This window comes from Paenibacillus violae, from assembly GCF_032461945.1.
GTDB lineage: Bacteria > Bacillota > Bacilli > Paenibacillales > NBRC-103111 > Paenibacillus_E > Paenibacillus_E violae.
In genome coordinates, this window is the sequence record NZ_JAWCUD010000002.1 from 548,492 (window position 1) to 565,324 (window position 16,833).

At 43.7% G+C, this 16,833-nt stretch carries 16 protein-coding genes; all 16 read right to left on the reverse strand.

The features are described from left to right. Positions 1–18 precede the first annotated feature (18 nt). The 16 genes from RQP52_RS09440 to RQP52_RS09515 all read right to left on the reverse strand — a co-directional run bounded on the left by RQP52_RS09440 (position 19) and on the right by RQP52_RS09515 (position 16,826). Positions 19–348, reverse strand: coding sequence for a L7Ae/L30e/S12e/Gadd45 family ribosomal protein (locus tag RQP52_RS09440; RefSeq protein ID WP_157321181.1), 330 nt, complete (start codon positions 346–348; stop codon positions 19–21). Beyond that, positions 338–652 (reverse strand): RNase P modulator RnpM, encoded by a 315-nt coding sequence (gene rnpM / locus RQP52_RS09445; RefSeq protein ID WP_315951052.1) that lies wholly within the window; start codon positions 650–652, stop codon positions 338–340. Before rnpM ends, RQP52_RS09440 begins: the two co-directional genes overlap by 11 nt. A gap of 30 nt (positions 653–682) precedes the next feature. After that, on the reverse strand, positions 683–1,780 hold the full coding sequence (gene nusA / locus RQP52_RS09450; RefSeq protein ID WP_157321183.1) for a transcription termination factor NusA: 1,098 nt from the start codon (positions 1,778–1,780) through the stop codon (positions 683–685). 36 nt (positions 1,781–1,816) lie between these two features. Continuing rightward, positions 1,817–2,281 carry a ribosome maturation factor RimP gene (gene rimP, locus RQP52_RS09455; RefSeq protein ID WP_309491758.1) on the reverse strand — a complete coding sequence of 155 codons (465 nt, stop codon included), beginning with the start codon at positions 2,279–2,281 and terminating at the stop codon, positions 1,817–1,819. A gap of 219 nt (positions 2,282–2,500) precedes the next feature. Beyond that, a complete protein-coding gene (locus tag RQP52_RS09460; protein ID WP_315951054.1) occupies positions 2,501–6,811 on the reverse strand; it encodes a PolC-type DNA polymerase III in 4,311 nt (1,436 codons plus the stop codon). A gap of 68 nt (positions 6,812–6,879) precedes the next feature. Beyond that, positions 6,880–8,328, reverse strand: a complete 1,449-nt coding sequence (proS, locus tag RQP52_RS09465; RefSeq protein WP_315951056.1) for a proline--tRNA ligase — start codon at positions 8,326–8,328, stop codon at positions 6,880–6,882. 22 nt (positions 8,329–8,350) lie between these two features. Further along, a complete protein-coding gene (gene rseP, locus RQP52_RS09470) occupies positions 8,351–9,610 on the reverse strand; it encodes an RIP metalloprotease RseP (protein ID WP_315951057.1) in 1,260 nt (419 codons plus the stop codon). Between the two features lie 172 nt (positions 9,611–9,782). Then, a complete protein-coding gene (locus tag RQP52_RS09475; protein WP_315951059.1) occupies positions 9,783–10,928 on the reverse strand; it encodes a 1-deoxy-D-xylulose-5-phosphate reductoisomerase in 1,146 nt (381 codons plus the stop codon). A gap of 24 nt (positions 10,929–10,952) precedes the next feature. Continuing rightward, positions 10,953–11,747 carry a phosphatidate cytidylyltransferase gene (locus tag RQP52_RS09480; protein WP_315951061.1) on the reverse strand — a complete coding sequence of 265 codons (795 nt, stop codon included), beginning with the start codon at positions 11,745–11,747 and terminating at the stop codon, positions 10,953–10,955. 86 nt (positions 11,748–11,833) lie between these two features. Then, positions 11,834–12,577, reverse strand: coding sequence for an isoprenyl transferase (locus RQP52_RS09485; RefSeq protein WP_157322242.1), 744 nt, complete (start codon positions 12,575–12,577; stop codon positions 11,834–11,836). Positions 12,578–12,671: 94 nt separating this feature from the next. Further along, on the reverse strand, positions 12,672–13,226 hold the full coding sequence (gene frr, locus RQP52_RS09490; protein ID WP_315951063.1) for a ribosome recycling factor: 555 nt from the start codon (positions 13,224–13,226) through the stop codon (positions 12,672–12,674). Between the two features lie 3 nt (positions 13,227–13,229). Further along, a complete protein-coding gene (gene pyrH / locus RQP52_RS09495; RefSeq protein ID WP_315951064.1) occupies positions 13,230–13,955 on the reverse strand; it encodes a UMP kinase in 726 nt (241 codons plus the stop codon). 87 nt (positions 13,956–14,042) lie between these two features. Next, complete coding sequence (gene tsf / locus RQP52_RS09500; RefSeq protein ID WP_127451022.1) at positions 14,043–14,693, reverse strand: translation elongation factor Ts; 651 nt, start codon at positions 14,691–14,693, stop codon at positions 14,043–14,045. Positions 14,694–14,802: 109 nt separating this feature from the next. Then, positions 14,803–15,501, reverse strand: a complete 699-nt coding sequence (rpsB, locus tag RQP52_RS09505; RefSeq protein WP_127451023.1) for a 30S ribosomal protein S2 — start codon at positions 15,499–15,501, stop codon at positions 14,803–14,805. 235 nt (positions 15,502–15,736) lie between these two features. Then, on the reverse strand, positions 15,737–16,246 hold the full coding sequence (locus RQP52_RS09510) for a hypothetical protein (protein WP_315951066.1): 510 nt from the start codon (positions 16,244–16,246) through the stop codon (positions 15,737–15,739). After that, positions 16,239–16,826 (reverse strand): hypothetical protein, encoded by a 588-nt coding sequence (locus RQP52_RS09515; RefSeq protein WP_315951067.1) that lies wholly within the window; start codon positions 16,824–16,826, stop codon positions 16,239–16,241. Before RQP52_RS09515 ends, RQP52_RS09510 begins: the two co-directional genes overlap by 8 nt. Positions 16,827–16,833 lie beyond the last annotated feature (7 nt).

Consider the following 16,833-nt stretch of genomic DNA (forward strand, 5'->3'; position numbering starts at 1 on the left):
TCTTTATTATCTTGTTGTTTATTGGTCAATATGTTCCACCTCCGCAGGATTTTCTTGACTTTTCTGCAGCATCTGCGCGAAGCCTCCGTCCAATACACCTATGGTGACACGCATCTCTTTACCAATGCTGCGGCCCAATTCATACTTCGTTCCAATTTCCATAAGAGTCACCCCATAAAATTGGCATTTATCCTGAAATTTCTTCCGTGTATTAGCCGAAGCATCCTCCGCCATAATGACAAGTTTGGCTTCTCCCGAACGAATGGCTTTAAAGACGCCTTCATCGCCGGTAACAAGCTTTCCTGCCCGCATCGCCAGACCCAACTGGTTAAAAAATTTAGGATTCATCTTCGGATTCCTCCTCTTTGGAAGAGAGGAATTCATCTTCAACCCGAATAAAATCTTGTTCCAGTTGGTCATAAATATCAGCGCTTACGGCATGCTTAAGTGCTCGATCCAAGGCTTTGCTTTTCTTTGCCAATTTAAAACAAGAAACTTTACCGCATAAGTAGGCACCGCGCCCGGATTTTTTCCCTTTGAGATCAATGAGGATGTCATCTTCAGGCGTTTTGACGACGCGGATCAACTCCCTCTTCGGCATCATCTCCTGGCAGGCCACGCATTTTCTCAGAGGGATTTTTCTCTGCTTCATTCCGATCACCCCTTGCTTCCAAACAAAAACTTAATCGATACTGACTGAATCTTGATGCATTTCTTCTGTATAAGTTTTCACTCGGCCAAATTCTTGTTCCGCTTGTGTTTCACTCTTAATGTCGATTTTCCAGCCTGTCAATTTAGCTGCTAGGCGAGCATTTTGCCCTTTGATCCCAATGGCTAATGATAGTTGATAGTCTGGAACAATGACGCGTGCCATCTTTTCATTTTCATGAATTTGAACTTCAAGAACTTTGGAAGGACTTAGCGCATTGGCCACGTACTCTTCCACGCTTTCCATCCAACGAACAATGTCGATTTTCTCGCCGCGCAGTTCAGTAACAATCGTTTGAACACGTAACCCTTTGGGCCCAACACAGGAACCTACCGGATCAACCTCAGCATTGCGTGAGTGAACAGCGATTTTGGAACGGAATCCTGCTTCACGGGCCACGGAACGAATTTCGACGACACCGTCAAAAATTTCAGGCACTTCGAGTTCAAACAGACGTTTAAGCAAACCGGGATGTGTACGGGACAAAATAATTTGCGGCCCTTTAGTCGTATTCTCCACTTTGGTGATATACGCTTTAATCCGATCGCCTTGCTTAAATTTGTCTGTTGGCATAAGTTCTGTTAAAGGCAGTACAGCCTCCACTTTACCTAGATCAACATAAATGTTGCGTTGGTCTTGACGCTGAAGAATACCCGTAACAATATCTTCCTCTTTGTCAATAAAAGCATTGTAAATTAGTCCTCGCTCAGCTTCACGAATACGCTGTGTTACGACCTGTTTTGCTGTTTGAGCAGCAATTCTACCAAAATCGCGAGGCGTAACTTCAATTTCAACAATATCTTCCAGTTGATAATTAGGATTAATTTCACGCGAAGCGTGGAGCGAAATTTCCAATCTTGGATCGAGTACTTCCTCAGTTACGGTTTTGCGTGCAAATACCTTAATGAGACCCGTATGACGATTGATATCTACGCGCACATTTTGCGCGGTGTTGAAATTACGCTTATAACTTGAAATCATCGCTGCTTCAATTGCATCGATAAGTAACTCTTTAGAGATACCCTTCTCACGTTCAATTTCCGACAGCGCTTCGATGAAATCCGTGTTCATTTGAACTGAGTCCCCCCTTTCAATAAGTAACGGCCACTAAAATACGATAGCTAAACGAGCGCTTGCTACCTTAGTGAACGGAATAGTAACTTTCTTTTTGCCAATTTCAATGATGAGATCTTGTTCGTCAAAGGATACCAGCAATCCTTCAAACTCCTTGGAGCCCTCGATCTGCTCATAGGTCGTAACAAATACGTGACTGTTCACGGCCTTGTAATAATCTTGGGTCTTCTTCAATGGACGTTCAGCCCCTGGTGAAGAAACCTCCAAGAAATAAGCATCAGCAATCGGATCTTTCTCATCCAATTGAACACTAAGGTATTCACTGATGCGGCCGCAATCATCTATATCAATTCCGCCTTCTTTGTCAGCGTAGACGCGAAGGAACCAATTGCTGCCCTCTTTGACATATTCAATATCCACGAGTTCAAATCCATTTTGTTCAATGAAATCCTTCAGCATGTCCTCTATGACGGATTTGATGTGTGCTTGTGTAACCACAGATAAATGTACCTCCTAAATTGACTTTCCCCTAGTCATAACCCGAAAAGTCCTATATCAAAATGTAAAGAGTGGGTTTCCCCACTCTTTAATCACAAGATGATATCCTCATTATTGCCAATAAAAATTATACCATAACCAATCTTTGCATTACAATAGCAAACTTGTTAATGATTTTCACTTGACAGCTAACTTCTCTATTACACTATGCAATGAAATTTAGAATAGTGACAACTGATTCGATTCCGGCAAACCTCGGAAACATCCCATCGACGACAATAGCTCGATCACGGTTTTGGAAGCTTTCGAACGATTCTGGAAATCCTCGATGGAGAGGAAATCGCCTTCGTCCTTGGCAGCCGCAATATTTTTCGCTGCATTCTCTCCAATACCTGACAAGGCGGCAAAGGGAGGAATCAATGAGTTGCCATCAATCGTAAATCGCGTTGCATGCGAACGGTAGATATCAATCGGCTTGAAGCTGAAGCCACGAGACGTCATCTCTAGCGACATCTCCAGGATGGAGACCATTGCCTTTTCTTTTGGCAGCGCTTGAAAACCCTTTTCTTCAATTTCGATCAAGCGTTTCAGGATAGCGTCGTACCCTTGGCAAAGCAATTCGAGATCGAAGTCGGCCGCACGAACACTAAAGTATGTGGCGTAGTAAGCAATTGGATGATACACCTTGAAGAATGCTGTACGAACAGCGGAGATTACGTAAGCAGCAGCATGCGCTTTTGGAAACATATATTCAATCCGTTCACAGGACTCAATATACCAAGCAGGCACATTGCACCGCTTCATCTCTTCTTTCCATTCGTCCGTTAGACCTTTACCTTTACGCACACTCTCGGTAATTTTAAAGGCTAAGCCCGCATCCATCCCTGCTTTATAAATTAAGAATAACATGATATCATCCCGACATCCAATTACGGTCTTAATATTACATATTCCTTTTTTAATCAGCTCTTGAGCGTTACCTAACCAAACGCCTGTTCCGTGAGACAATCCGGAAATTTGCAGTAAGTCGGCAAACGAGCTCGGTTGCGTTTCCTGGAGCATCTGACGCACAAATTTCGTTCCCATTTCCGGAACGCCATATGTAGCAACCGGAGAACGAATTTGTTCCGGAGTTACGTTTAGTGCTTCTGTTGAGTTAAAAATACTCATCGCTTTAGGATCATTCATCGGAATGGTTGTCGGATCAATACCCGTCAAATCCTGCAGCATTCTCATCATCGTCGGATCGTCGTGTCCCAGAATATCTAGTTTGAGCAAATTGGCATCGAAGGCGTGATAGTCAAAATGAGTTGTTTTCCATTCTGAATTCTTATCATCTGCCGGGTATTGCACTGGTGTAATGTCATCAACTTCCATGTAATCAGGGACTACAACAATTCCCCCTGGATGCTGCCCTGTGCTGCGCTTCACTCCAGTACAACCGGCAGCCAACCGATTCAGCTCAGCGCCCCGCCATTTCTGGCCTTGCTCTTCTTCATATTTTTTGACAAATCCGAAGGCGGTCTTCTCCGCAACTGTACCAATGGTGCCCGCACGGAAAACACATCGCTCGCCGAAAATTTCTTTCGTGTAATTATGGGCAACCGGCTGATACTCGCCAGAGAAGTTCAAATCGATATCGGGAACTTTATCCCCTTTAAAACCCAGGAATGTTTCAAAAGGAATGTCATGTCCGTCTCCTCTAAGATTCCCACCGCAATCCGGGCATATCTTGTTAGGAAGATCGAACCCACTCGGAACGCTACCGTCCAGAAACCACTCACTGTGCTGACAAGAGGCGCAAATATAATGCGGAGGCAGCGGATTAACCTCAGAAATCCCAAGCATCATCGCAACTACAGAAGATCCGACAGATCCCCTTGAACCTACGAGGTAGCCGTCTTTATTCGACTTTTTAACCAATCGTTCGGAGATCAAATAGTTCGCAGAGAAACCGAATTTAATGATTGGAACAAGCTCTTTTTCCAACCGGGCAACGATGACCTCTGGAAGCTCTTCGCCGTAAATACTTTTTGCTGTCGAGTAACAGGTGTTTCGAATTTCATCGTCTGCGCCTTCAATGATTGGCGTAAACAATTTATCCGGAAAAAGCTCAATCGCTTCGAACCGATCTGCCAGTTCATTCGTGCTGCGAACAACAACCTCAAAGGCCTTTTCTTCGCCCAAAAATTTAAACTCTTCCAGCATCTCTTTCGTGGTGCGGAAGTGAGCATCCGGCTTCTTCATCGATTTCAGCGGGCTAAACCCAGTAATCCCGTTAATGGTAATATCCCGGCATACTTTCTCCCGAGGATGCAGGTAATGCACATTGCCTGTCGCAATGACCGGCTTGCCCGTTTTATAACCGATTTCACAGACGCGGCGTACTGCATTCTCGAGGTCCTCAACACTGCCGACAAGCCCTTTTTCAACTAAATGCATATTGTAGCTGACCGGCTGGATTTCCAAAATATCATAGAACTCTGAAACCTGTTCAGCTTCTTCAATCGTTTTATTAAGAACAGCCTCAAAAAACTCGCCTTTTTCGCAACCGGAAGTGATGAGAAGCCCTTCTCTCAGTTCGACTAGCACGCTCTTCGGAATCGTAGCGCCTCTCTGTAAATAGGTCGTATGGGATAAAGAGATAAGTTTGAATAAGTTCTTTTTGCCAACCGCGTTAAGCGCATAGATGCAGCAATGGAAAGGTCGCTGATTCGACAAATCTTTGCCGACATAATCATTTAGTTTGGCGAGACTCGTTATTTGTCGATCATTAGCCTCATTAATTAAATGATATAGCACAAATCCTAATGCAATGGAGTCATCAATCGCGCGGTGATGGTTATCTAAGCTAACTTTGAATTTATCGGATAAGGTGTTCAAACGGTGATTCTTCATGGATGGGAACAAAAATCTCGCCAGTTCCAATGTATCTAATACAGCGTTGGTAACCTCCGGCAAACCCATCCGTTGCAAATTGGCTTGAAGAAAGCCCATATCAAAGCGCGCGTTATGAGCTACAAGCACGGAATCGCCGATAAATTCTATAAACTTCGGAAGTTCCTCCTCAATGTCTGGAGCTCCAACCACCATGTCATCTGTAATATTCGTTAATTGCTGAATGTTATAAGGGATTTTCTCATGCGGATTAATGAATGTTGCAAAACGCTCGATTTCCTTGCCATCCTGCATTTTAACTCCGGCAAGCTCGATGATACGATTATTCGTAACGGATAACCCTGTGGTCTCGACGTCGAAAATGACATATGTCGCCTGCTTCATATCCAAATCCCTGCCATTCATGACGATAGGCACAGAGTCATTGACTACGTTAGCTTCAACACCGTAAATCACTTTAATCCCGTGTTTTTTGGCTGCTTTCCCCGCATCAGGGAAACATTGAATATTGCTGTGGTCCGTAACGGCAATGGCTTTGTGACCCCATTTTGCCGCCATTTTCACATATTGATCAATAGGAGTTAAAGCATCCATCGTACTCATCGTTGTATGCAAATGGAACTCAACACGCTTTTCAGCAGCATCATCCATGCGATCTTTCGGTGCCATCACTTCAGTCAAATCGTTTGGAATCATTACGAGCTCAGGGATTTGCATGAATCGGTCATATTCAACTTTGCCTCTGGCTCTGATCCAAGTTCCGTTCTGAAGCAAACTCATGATCTTCACGTCATCTTTGGTTTTCGCAAAAACTTTCATCGCCATTGAATCCGTAAAATCCGTTAAGTTAAAACTATACAACGTGTTACCGTTTCTTAATTCCTTAACCTCTAAGCCGAATACCGTTCCTTGAACCGTAATTTTCTTCTCTTCTTCTTTAATATCTTTCAGCGGAGTCGGTACTTCCTTAATCTCATACCCCATTACGAGCTTCAAATCATCCGGTAAAGAAGCTTCTTCTTCTTCTTCCATGTCTATCGACATCATAATTTCTTGTGTAATCGTCTTCTCGCTTTGCTCACGCTGTTTGGCAAACTTTTCATATTCCGTTTCGACATTGGCTGAATCGCTGATCGCAAATTTAACCGTCAATTCTGTTTGGAAAAAGTTATGGAAAAAGTCCCGGATGAAGGTATCAATATTCTTTTTCTTCGCAAGCTCCAGACCAATTGCATCCAACATTATGAGAGACAGGGCTTGACCTTGCACTTCAAATTTGGCTTTAGCCATCCAGCCGTTAATGGACGGTACTTCGCGCTGCAGCCATTCCATAAATAAGCTCCAGTATTCATCTACCAAAGCAGCCGGCTCCGCCCCTTCAAATTTCCAAATAAAACGAATCTTCGCAATTTGCGCGAATTTTTCTTGAATCATTTTACAAAAAGAGCGGTAAATGTTCTGAGGCACTAATTCATTTTTCACCAAATAAAAAGTCCAGTCGCGGTTCTTCCGACTAATCTCTACTTGATCGATATAGCCTTCTGTAAAAAATGATCGCACGATATCGGCAGGAATCTCAGCTTGCTGCATCAAAAGCTCAAAGCGATTCCGTTTATCCGCCAAATTACTCATGAACAGCCTCCCCATAAAAATACGAAGGGCAATGGATGACTTGCCTCCATTTGCCCTTATTGTAGTAATTAGTAACTGCGGCCAAATACGACCGTATGTTTAGCAGCATCGCCGCAAACCAAACATGTTGACTTCGTTTCTGTAGGTGTGAATGGAATATTCCGGCTCGTCGCACCTGTTTCTTGCTTCACTTGTTCCTCACATGCATTGGAGCCGCACCATCCAGCTAAAGCAAAACCACGTTTTGTTTCTAGGAAGGTTTTGAATTCATCGATAGAATCCACGGCAATATAGTGCTCGTCACGGAACTGCTTGGCTTTATCATACATCTGCTGATGAATCTCAGCAAGTAAATTTTGAACTTCTTCGACAAAATTCGCTTGTTGCACGGTTTTCTTCTCTCCACTTACTCGGGATACAAGAACAACCTGCCCGTTCTCCATATCGCGTGGTCCCAATTCAACACGAATCGGTACGCCGCGCATTTCATATTCATTGAACTTCCAGCCAGGGCTTTGATCAGCGCGATCATCCACTTTTACACGGACACCTGTTTTTTTAAGATCAGCGTACAACTCATCTACCCGTGCGATAACTTGATCCCGCGTTTTTGGAGGACCAATTGGAATCATGATGACTTGCGTTGGAGCGACTTTTGGCGGAAGAACCAAACCTCTGTCATCTCCATGAACCATGATCAGTGCCCCGATAAGACGCGTGCTTACGCCCCATGACGTGGTGTGCGCAAATTGATGTTGATTCTCACGATCCAGGAATTTGATATCAAAAGCAACTGCGAAATTCGTACCCAGGTAGTGAGAGGTACCTGCTTGTACAGCTTTTCCATCTTTCATCATCGCTTCAATCGAGAAAGTATCAATTGCGCCAGCGAATTTCTCAGAAGGCGTTTTTTGTCCAACAATGACCGGAATAGCCAAGAAATCTTCTGCAAATTGACGATAAACATCTAACATTTGCATCGTTTCGCGACGTGCATCCTGCTCATCCTCATGTGCCGTGTGCCCTTCTTGCCATAAGAATTCCGTTGTGCGCAGGAATGGCAACGTACGTTTCTCCCAACGAACCACATTCGCCCATTGATTAATCAGCAAAGGCAGATCACGATAGGAGTTGATCCATTCGGAGTACATATGTCCAATCATCGTTTCGGAAGTAGGGCGAATCGCCAATCGTTCTTCCAGTTTCTCCCCGCCTGCTTCTGTAACCCATGGCAGTTCCGGATTAAAGCCCTCTACATGCTCTTTTTCCTTTTGGAAAAAGCTTTCTGGGATAAATAAAGGGAAATAGGCGTTCCGATGTCCTGTTTCTTTGAATTTACTGTCCAACTCGCGTTGAATGTTTTCCCAGATTTCATAGCCGTCCGGCTTAAACACGATACATCCGCGAACCGGAGAGTAGCTCATCAGATCCGCTTTTTTGATCACATCTATGTACCAACGGGAGAAATCTTCTCCCTGTGGTGTAATCTCTTTAACAAACTGCTTATCGTTTGACATAAACCCTCCTAGATCATTAGAACTATCCCTTAATTAAACGTAAAATATCATTATACGTTACAGCTACCATTAGCAGCATAAGCAGCGCAAACCCAACGAAGTGAACCATGCTCTCACGATTCGGATCAATCGGTTTGCCGCGAAGCGCCTCTAATCCCATGAACAATAATCTGCTTCCATCCAAAGCAGGGATCGGCAGAAGATTAAATATCCCAAGATATAAACTTAAAGTAGCCATCCACGAGAGAAAAACAGTAATTCCCATCTGGGCGAATTGGGCAGATACTTGGGCCGTTCTAACCGGACCACCTAAATCATCGAGTTTAAATTGCAGCATCACTAGCTTCTGCAGACCCGTTACGATTCCAATAGTTGTCCCAACAACTTGCTCGTAAGTTCCACTTATTACTTCACCAAAGGAAGCACTTCTTCGGTCACCCGAGATCACAACACCTAGTTTGCCTGACCCGGCTTCCGTTTCTGGCGTTACCTGCAGAGTCAGCGGATTCCCGGCGCGGTCAATTACCCAAGTCATTGGCTTCCCAGCAGATGATTGAATCGTCGTTACCAGCTTCTCACGGTCACTGCCAATTGGCTGATTATCAATCGAAATGATAATATCGCCTTTTTGCAACCCAGCCTTCTCCCCTGCCTTACCCGCTAGAACCGAATCCAGCTTTACATTCGTAAAAACACCAGACATGATTACAACGATCAGGAACAACACGATCGCCAAAAGAAAGTTCATCACAGGTCCCATTACAATCGCAATCGCCCGTTTACCAACGGTTTTCGAGCCGAATTGCCGATCATACGGTGCAATCTGTGTTTCCACTCCCTTGGTAACCATCATCGCTTCGCGGTCGACGGGATAGGTTACTCTCTCTCCATCCACATCAAGTGAAACTTGAAGTGTTCTTTCAAGATCGATATGTTCCACAATACCCAAAATGACATTGGATCGACGGTCTAATTGATCAAGAAAAAGGGAGGACACTTCATTTTGTTTATTTAATTTAATCGCAATGGTTTGTCCAGGGTTCACTTGAACAATTTCCGGATCTTCTCCGGCCATACGAACAAAACCGCCGATGGGCAGTAAGCGAAGCGTATAGCGAGTTTCCCCTTTTTTATATGAGAAAATCTTGGGTCCAAAACCGATGGCAAACTCTCTAACTAAGATGCCTGCGCGTTTTGCAAAATAAAAATGACCCCATTCATGAATCGATACAAGAATGAAAAACATCAAAATAACTTTCAATCCAACTTCTATGGCTGACAAGTCGTATTTCCTCCTTCATGGACAGCATGTTCTTAGATTACCATTATTGAACCGCTGAATACAAGCTATGCCTGTTTAGCACAGTATACGGCAATGGAGAATGAATTAGACGTACCTGCAACCAGAGAAAAAAAGAGCCGAGCCACACTCACTGACTTAAGCTCTTCACACATTAAAATTGAATAGATTCGGCATACGATCTAGCCCACAGATCCTGTTCATGTATGAGTTCCAGTGCAGGATTGGCATATGACTCATGCTTCTGAAGAGCTGCTTCAATGACTTGCTCGATTTGTAAAAAAGTAATTTCCCCTTTGAGGAAACGCGCTACGGCAATCTCATTGGCAGCATTGAAAACCGTCGGTGTCGTCCCACCTTGTCTACCGCTCTCATATGCCATCCGCAAACACGGGTATCTGGTATAATCCATCTCGCGGAAATGCAGTTTGCCAATTGCAGCTAGATCAAGCCTCTTGGTCGGTGTCACGAATCTGTCAGGATACGTTAAGGCATATTGGATTGGCACTCGCATGTCTGGGTTACCAAGCTGAGCAATAATGCTGTTGTCAACAAACTCAACGTAGGAGTGAATGACACTTTCCGGATGAATCAACACATCAATTTGATCATAGGAAAGGTTGAATAACCAGTGCGCCTCAATGACCTCAAAACCTTTATTCACCATCGTAGCTGAATCGATCGTAATTTTTGCTCCCATAGCCCAATTAGGGTGTTGTAAAGCTTGTTCAACTGTAACGCCTTCTAACTCTGCACGAGTACGATCTCGGAAGGAACCACCGGATGCTGTTATCGTAATTTTGGAAACCTGCGCAATGTTCTCACCATTTAAACATTGATAAATCGCTGAATGCTCACTGTCAATAGGCAGTACAGCGACACCTTTTTTACGTACAGCTTCGGTTACAATGTGCCCTGCACTCACTAAAGTTTCCTTGTTGGCAAGACCGATGTGTTTACCAGCATCAATAGCAGCAAGTGTGGGTTTCAGACCTTGACTTCCTACCAGAGCAGTAACGACTAAATCAGCGTCCGTCGCCGCGGCTACTTCAATTAGGCCTTCTTCACCATATACAACCTTCGTCCCTGCCGGTACGTTCAGCTGAACCTCATTCGCCAACTCCTTCGTTGCAACGGAGACGAGTTTCGGTTTAAACTGGTTCACTTGCTCAATCAATAACTTCGTATTATATCCACCAGATATAGCTTCTATTTGAAATTTCTCTGGAGCGTGTTGAATGATGTCTAAGGTCTGGGTACCGATAGACCCCGTTGATCCTAAAATGGCAATCCGTTTCATGACTAAGCACCTCGCCCATGACAATTACATAGGTATTATTCCGATCAAATAAACAAATGGAAACACAATTAGCCAACTATCCATCCGATCCAGCACACCGCCGTGACCGGGGAGTAATGTTCCCGTATCTTTGATTCCTTTAACACGCTTATATGCAGACTGAATTAAGTCTCCTACTTGTCCAACAACAGCAATAATAAAACCAAGAGCTAACGCTTTGCCAAACCCGAGTAAATCCGGAGCAAACCAAGCGAATATGAACGCCGCAATCATCGAGATGACAACGCCGCCTATTGCGCCTTCAATTGATTTCTTAGGGCTAATTTGCGGCCATAGAAGGTTTTTGCCCAGTTTGGAGCCAACGAAATAGGCACCTGAATCCGAGGCCCATATACAAACGAAAACAAGGATTGTCCAAAACAAGCCGTGCTCCGCTAAACGTGCTGCAATCATATAATAGAAGCCAAAAGCAATATAGACAACGCCTAACAAAATGACCGAAACCTGATCGATAGTAATTTTATTTTTCGAAGCTACCGTTATAAATAGAAGTAAGAACATAGCAAACCAAATGATTGCACTTGTAGGAATTGGAGAAGTGATCCCAACGAATTCCCAAGGTATTGTTATGTACAACAGTGCAATTAATCCAACAGCGCTTGTTAACCTATACTTCATATAGCCATTCATCTGCAAATATTCCCGGTAGCCAAGAATCGAGAGCAATACGATTAATCCGGCATACCAGTACCCACCTAAAACTAATAACGTAATAAAAACGAGCCCAGCAATAACGCCTGTGACGATCCTTTGTTTCAAGTTGAATCCTCCTAGATGAACAACTTCAAATCCGGCAGCAATTCGTTAAACAACCGTCACCGTTAAGGAGAAATCGAAAGGATCCTTTACAGTCCTCCGTATCTTCTCCCACGGCGTTGGTATTCCGCGATGGCCTGCAAAAATAAAGATTCTGTAAATTCCGGCCAATAAGCCTCAGTAAACCAAAGCTCTGAATAAGCCAATTGCCACAACAGAAAATTGCTAAGTCTCAACTCACCGCTCGTGCGAATTAACAAATCGGGATCTGGTAGATCTGAAGTAAGCATATACGATGAAAAACGAGTTTCGTCCAGTTCTTCGGTCTGCAGCTTGCCGCTTTGAACATCACGAATCATATCCTGCACACCAGCAATCATTTCTTTACGTCCACCATAGTTTAAGGCAAAGTTCAAAATGAGTCCTGTATTATTTTTCGTCCGTTCAATAGCGCCCTCTATCGCATTTAGCGTATAGTCAGGCAAACCATCTTTCCAACCCGTCATGCGGATACGGACATTATTCTCGATTAGCTCTTCAATTTCCAAGGGAAAAAACTCTTGTGGAAGCTTCATCAAAAACTCCACTTCTTCCTTGGGTCTCTTCCAATTTTCTGTTGAAAAAGCATACATCGTCAATACTTTAACACCGATCTCATTAGCTGCCATCGTTATTTTCTTAACATTCTTCATGCCGGAATGGTGCCCGGCTACTCGCGGCAAACCTCTTTGTTTTGCCCAGCGGCCATTTCCGTCCATAATGATAGCGACATGCGCTGGCACTTTGTCCAATTCAATTTCTGGTCTAGCTGTAGATGCTTGCTGATCTTTCATTCCAAACCATTGCTTAAATCGCTTGAGCACTGTTGTTCCTCCCAACTAGGGAAAGATGAAAAACCCCCAGCGACTACCCGGGGGCATATCTATCTTATACTTCCATGATTTCTTTTTCTTTAGCAGCCATAACTTTTTCAACTTCGGCTACGAATTTATCCGTAAACTTCTGGATGTCTTCCTGATGTTTACGAGACTCATCTTCCGAGATCCCTGCTTTTTCAAGCTTTTTGATCTCATCGTTCGCATCGCGGCGAATATTGCGAATTGCCACTTTGGCTTCTTCGCCGAATTTTTTCGTCATTTTAACAAGATCCGTACGACGCTCTTCGGTCAGAGCTGGAATGACAATACGAATAACCGTTCCATCATTAGATGGTGTCAGTCCTAAGTCAGACTTCATAATTGCTTTCTCTATAGAGGACATGGAGCTTTTGTCCCATGGTTGAATAAGCAAAGTACGTGAATCAGGTGTCGTTAAATTCGCAAGTTGATTCACCGGTGTCATTGCTCCGTAATATTCTACTTGAATACGATCCAACAAAGAAGGCGTAGCACGACCTGCACGAAGCGTAGTCAAGTCTCTTTTAAGTGCGCCGATGGCTTTATCCATCCGGTCTTCTGCGTTCTTTTTCACTGCTTGTGGCATCGATTAGACACTCCCTTTAACTGTAGTCCCAATTTTCTCGCCAAGGACCACTCGTTTAATATTCCCTTTTTCTGTAATGTTGAACACCACCAACGGGATGTTGTTATCCATACATAGGGAAGAAGCGGTGGAGTCCATGACACCTAAATTATTACTGATAACTTCCATATACGTCAACGTTTCAAATTTCTTAGCTGTTGGATCTTTGAATGGATCTGCGGAGTAAACGCCATCCACTTTATTTTTGGCCATGAGAATAACTTCCGCTTCAATTTCAGCTGCTCTCAAAGCTGCTGTCGTATCTGTTGAGAAGTATGGATTCCCTGTACCTGCCGCGAAAATGACAACTCTCGACTTTTCCAAGTGACGAATTGCTTTTCTACGAATATAAGGTTCAGCTACTTGCTGCATCGTAATGGAGGACTGAACTCTTGTTGGCACATCAATATTTTCCAAAGCATCCTGTAGTGCCAAGGAATTCATGACGGTCGCAAGCATCCCCATGTAGTCCGCTGTTGCACGATCCATGCCTTTTTCACTGCCGGCGATTCCACGCCATATGTTACCGCCACCTACTACGATAGCAACTTCCACGTTCAATTCAACAACGTCTTTCACTTGCTGGGCGATGGAGGTAATGACTTCTGAATCAATGCCGTACCCTTGCTGTCCTGCCAGAGCTTCGCCGCTCAATTTGAGCACTATTCTTTTATAAAAAGGTTGACCCAACTTGTATAACCTCCGTTTCCATGCATAAACAAACTTATTGGCTAAAAAAGAAGGAACACCAAGTGTTCCATCTTTTTGAAATAGCTATTATAGTTTAACTTGGGACATAACTTCTTCAGCGAAGTTTTCTTGTTTTTTCTCAAGGCCTTCACCAAGAGCAAAACGTACGAAGCGGCGGATCGAGATGTTCTCACCGATTGTTGCGATTTTCTCGTTCAACAATTGCTCAATTGTTTTGTCTGGATCTTTAACGAAAGATTGCTCCATCAAGCAATACTCTTCATAGTATTTACCGATGCGGCCTTCAACCATTTTGTCAACGATTTTCTCAGGCTTGCCTTCGTTCAAAGCTTGGTTGCGAAGGATTTCTTTTTCTTTTTCCAATGCTTCTGTAGGTACTTCTTCACGACGCACGTAAGTCGGGCTTGCAGCCGCGATGTGCATTGCGATGTCTCTGCAGAAAGCTTTGAATTGATCTGTTTTACCAACGAAGTCAGTTTCACAGTTGATTTCAACAAGTACGCCAACTTTACCGCCAGCGTGGATGTAGGATTCTACAGCGCCTTCTGTAGCAATACGTCCAGCTTTGTTAGCTGCTGCGGAAAGACCTTTCTCACGAAGGATTTCTCCTGCTTTTGTCAAATCACCATTTGCTTCTTCAAGCGCTTTTTTGCAATCCAACATACCTGCGCCTGTTTTTTCACGTAATTCTTTCACTTGTGCTGCTGTAACTGCCATTGAAAGAAACCTCCCGTTATTGGTTAGTATGTAAAACTCGTTACTCTTTAAAAAAAGGGTGGTGACAGGCTGTTACACCTTCCAACCACCCTTTTCCCATTCCTATAAATTAAGCTGTTGTTTGTTCGCCTTGGTGTGCTTCGATAACTGCGTCAGCAATTTTCGCTGTAAGCAATTTAACTGCACGAATCGCATCATCGTTACCTGGGATCACGTAGTCGATCTCGTCCGGATCACAGTTCGTATCAACGATACCAACGATTGGGATACCCAATTTACGAGCTTCTGCAACAGCAATACGCTCTTTACGTGGATCGATAATGAATAGTGCGCTAGGCAGAGATTTCATGTTTTTGATTCCGCCTAAGAATTTCTCAAGACGCTCTTTCTCTTTACGGAGAATGATAACTTCTTTCTTAGGTAGAACTTCGAATGTACCGTCCTCTTCCCATCTTTCAAGAGTTTTCAAACGGTCAATACGTTTTTGAATTGTTTGGAAGTTAGTAAGCGTACCACCCAACCAACGTTGGTTGATGAAGTACATTCCGCAACGTTCTGCTTCTTCAGCAACGGAATCTTGAGCTTGCTTTTTAGTTCCTACGAAAAGGATTGTACCATTATCTTCAGATACGGATTTAACGAAGTTGTAAGCTTCCTCAACTTTTTTAACCGTTTTTTGTAGATCGATAATGTAAATTCCGTTTCTTTCTGTGAAAATGTACTTGTCCATTTTCGGGTTCCAACGACGTGTTTGGTGACCGAAATGTACGCCAGCTTCTAAAAGCTGTTTCATGGAGATAACTGCCATCCCCAATCCCTCCTCTAAAATGGTTTATTTGGTATCCGCCGCCTGTCGCATCTTTGTATAAAACTTACCAATGTAAGCACCAATATACAAATTGACTGACGTGAGTTTTTAACACCGTGAATAAATATACCACAACTCAAATCCCTATGCAACCTTTTGTCGATTTCGTATTTTCCCGTGACAATAGGCGTGTTTCAATAAAAAAAGACCTCAAAATAATGATCAATTTGAGCGTCTACTGCTGGGATGTTATGAGATTCGACACAACTTGCTGCATATCCATTTGCCCTTCAAACACGTGAAAGCCAACTTGCAATTTGCTGTTTCCGCCTTGCTTTTGGAGTTCAGTGGCAAATGCTTTTCGGTCCGTAATCAGACCGGATTTCACGAGAAGTTCGCTAACAGCAGTTGCATCAAGATTTGGCTGTACGTAAACAACTGTTCTAACAACGGTCTCTGTCTTAGGCTGATCTTGAGGCTTAGCTGCAGCTAGTTTGTCCGTTTCTTCTTTCACCTTTTTTTGAACAGAAGCATCCACTTCAGCTTGCGTATACATTTTAGTGCCTAAATCAAAAACTTGATAGTATTTAGCTGTTTCTTCTTTCAACTTCTGAGGATCCATTTCGTCAAGAGCGAGACCAGATTTGCCCGGTGCGCTTGCCCGAACGGACATCACTTGCAGCAATAAGGCACCGACGATGATGCCAGTCCCAATGCCTAAAAGATATGAACGATTTTTAAGCACGGGTCGTCTCCTCCTGTCGGGAAAGCTGCAAGATCAAACTAACTTCACCTTTATTCATCCCTAATTTCTTAGCGATAGCTTCAACACCTTTTCCTTGATCGTGTAGAGAAAATAGCTCCGCATATCGGCTTTTCATACTCAGACCAACATAAACCGGCTCTTCTTCAGCAGCAGCTGATTCTTCAACCAAAGAAGAATTTGTGATTTGGGGTTCTCCCGCGGCTGCCTGTTGCCCGAGCCCTGGATCAATCGTAGTAACTAAAGCAGAGTTTCCTTGATCTTTGATATGAACTTTGGTCAACTCTTGGGAAAGCTCATGTTTCTGCTTCTCCAAAGTTTCCAGCCTGCCTGCCAGCTTCGCAAGTTCAACCTCGTAATCTTGTTTGGTTTTCGAAAACAGGTCCATCAGTGATTGATTTTGCTCATCCATCTCAGCGGCAAAGTGTTCTATCGTTTCCTCAATCTCTTGAACGACCGTCATCTTGCCGGAGGCTGCCGCTTGTTCCTTAGGCAGAAAACGTGCGTAAACAATCACGACCAATCCTAGAAGTACGACATACATCCACGGCTGCATAGCCACTTATGTT

Excerpts from the sequence above, each read along its gene's own strand:
- RQP52_RS09440 (WP_157321181.1), bottom strand. The coding sequence starts at position 348 with ATGAATCCTAAATTTTTTAACCAGTTGGGTCTGGCGATGCGGGCAGGA.
- rnpM (WP_315951052.1), bottom strand. The coding sequence starts at position 652 with ATGAAGCAGAGAAAAATCCCTCTGAGAAAATGCGTGGCCTGCCAGGAG.
- nusA (WP_157321183.1), bottom strand. The coding sequence starts at position 1,780 with ATGAACACGGATTTCATCGAAGCGCTGTCGGAAATTGAACGTGAGAAG.
- RQP52_RS09460 (WP_315951054.1), bottom strand. The coding sequence starts at position 6,811 with ATGAGTAATTTGGCGGATAAACGGAATCGCTTTGAGCTTTTGATGCAG.
- proS (WP_315951056.1), bottom strand. The coding sequence starts at position 8,328 with ATGTCAAACGATAAGCAGTTTGTTAAAGAGATTACACCACAGGGAGAA.
- RQP52_RS09475 (WP_315951059.1), bottom strand. The coding sequence starts at position 10,928 with ATGAAACGGATTGCCATTTTAGGATCAACGGGGTCTATCGGTACCCAG.
- RQP52_RS09485 (WP_157322242.1), bottom strand. The coding sequence starts at position 12,577 with ATGAAAGATCAGCAAGCATCTACAGCTAGACCAGAAATTGAATTGGAC.
- frr (WP_315951063.1), bottom strand. The coding sequence starts at position 13,226 with ATGCCACAAGCAGTGAAAAAGAACGCAGAAGACCGGATGGATAAAGCC.
- tsf (WP_127451022.1), bottom strand. The coding sequence starts at position 14,693 with ATGGCAGTTACAGCAGCACAAGTGAAAGAATTACGTGAAAAAACAGGC.
- rpsB (WP_127451023.1), bottom strand. The coding sequence starts at position 15,501 with ATGGCAGTTATCTCCATGAAACAGCTTTTAGAAGCTGGCGTACATTTC.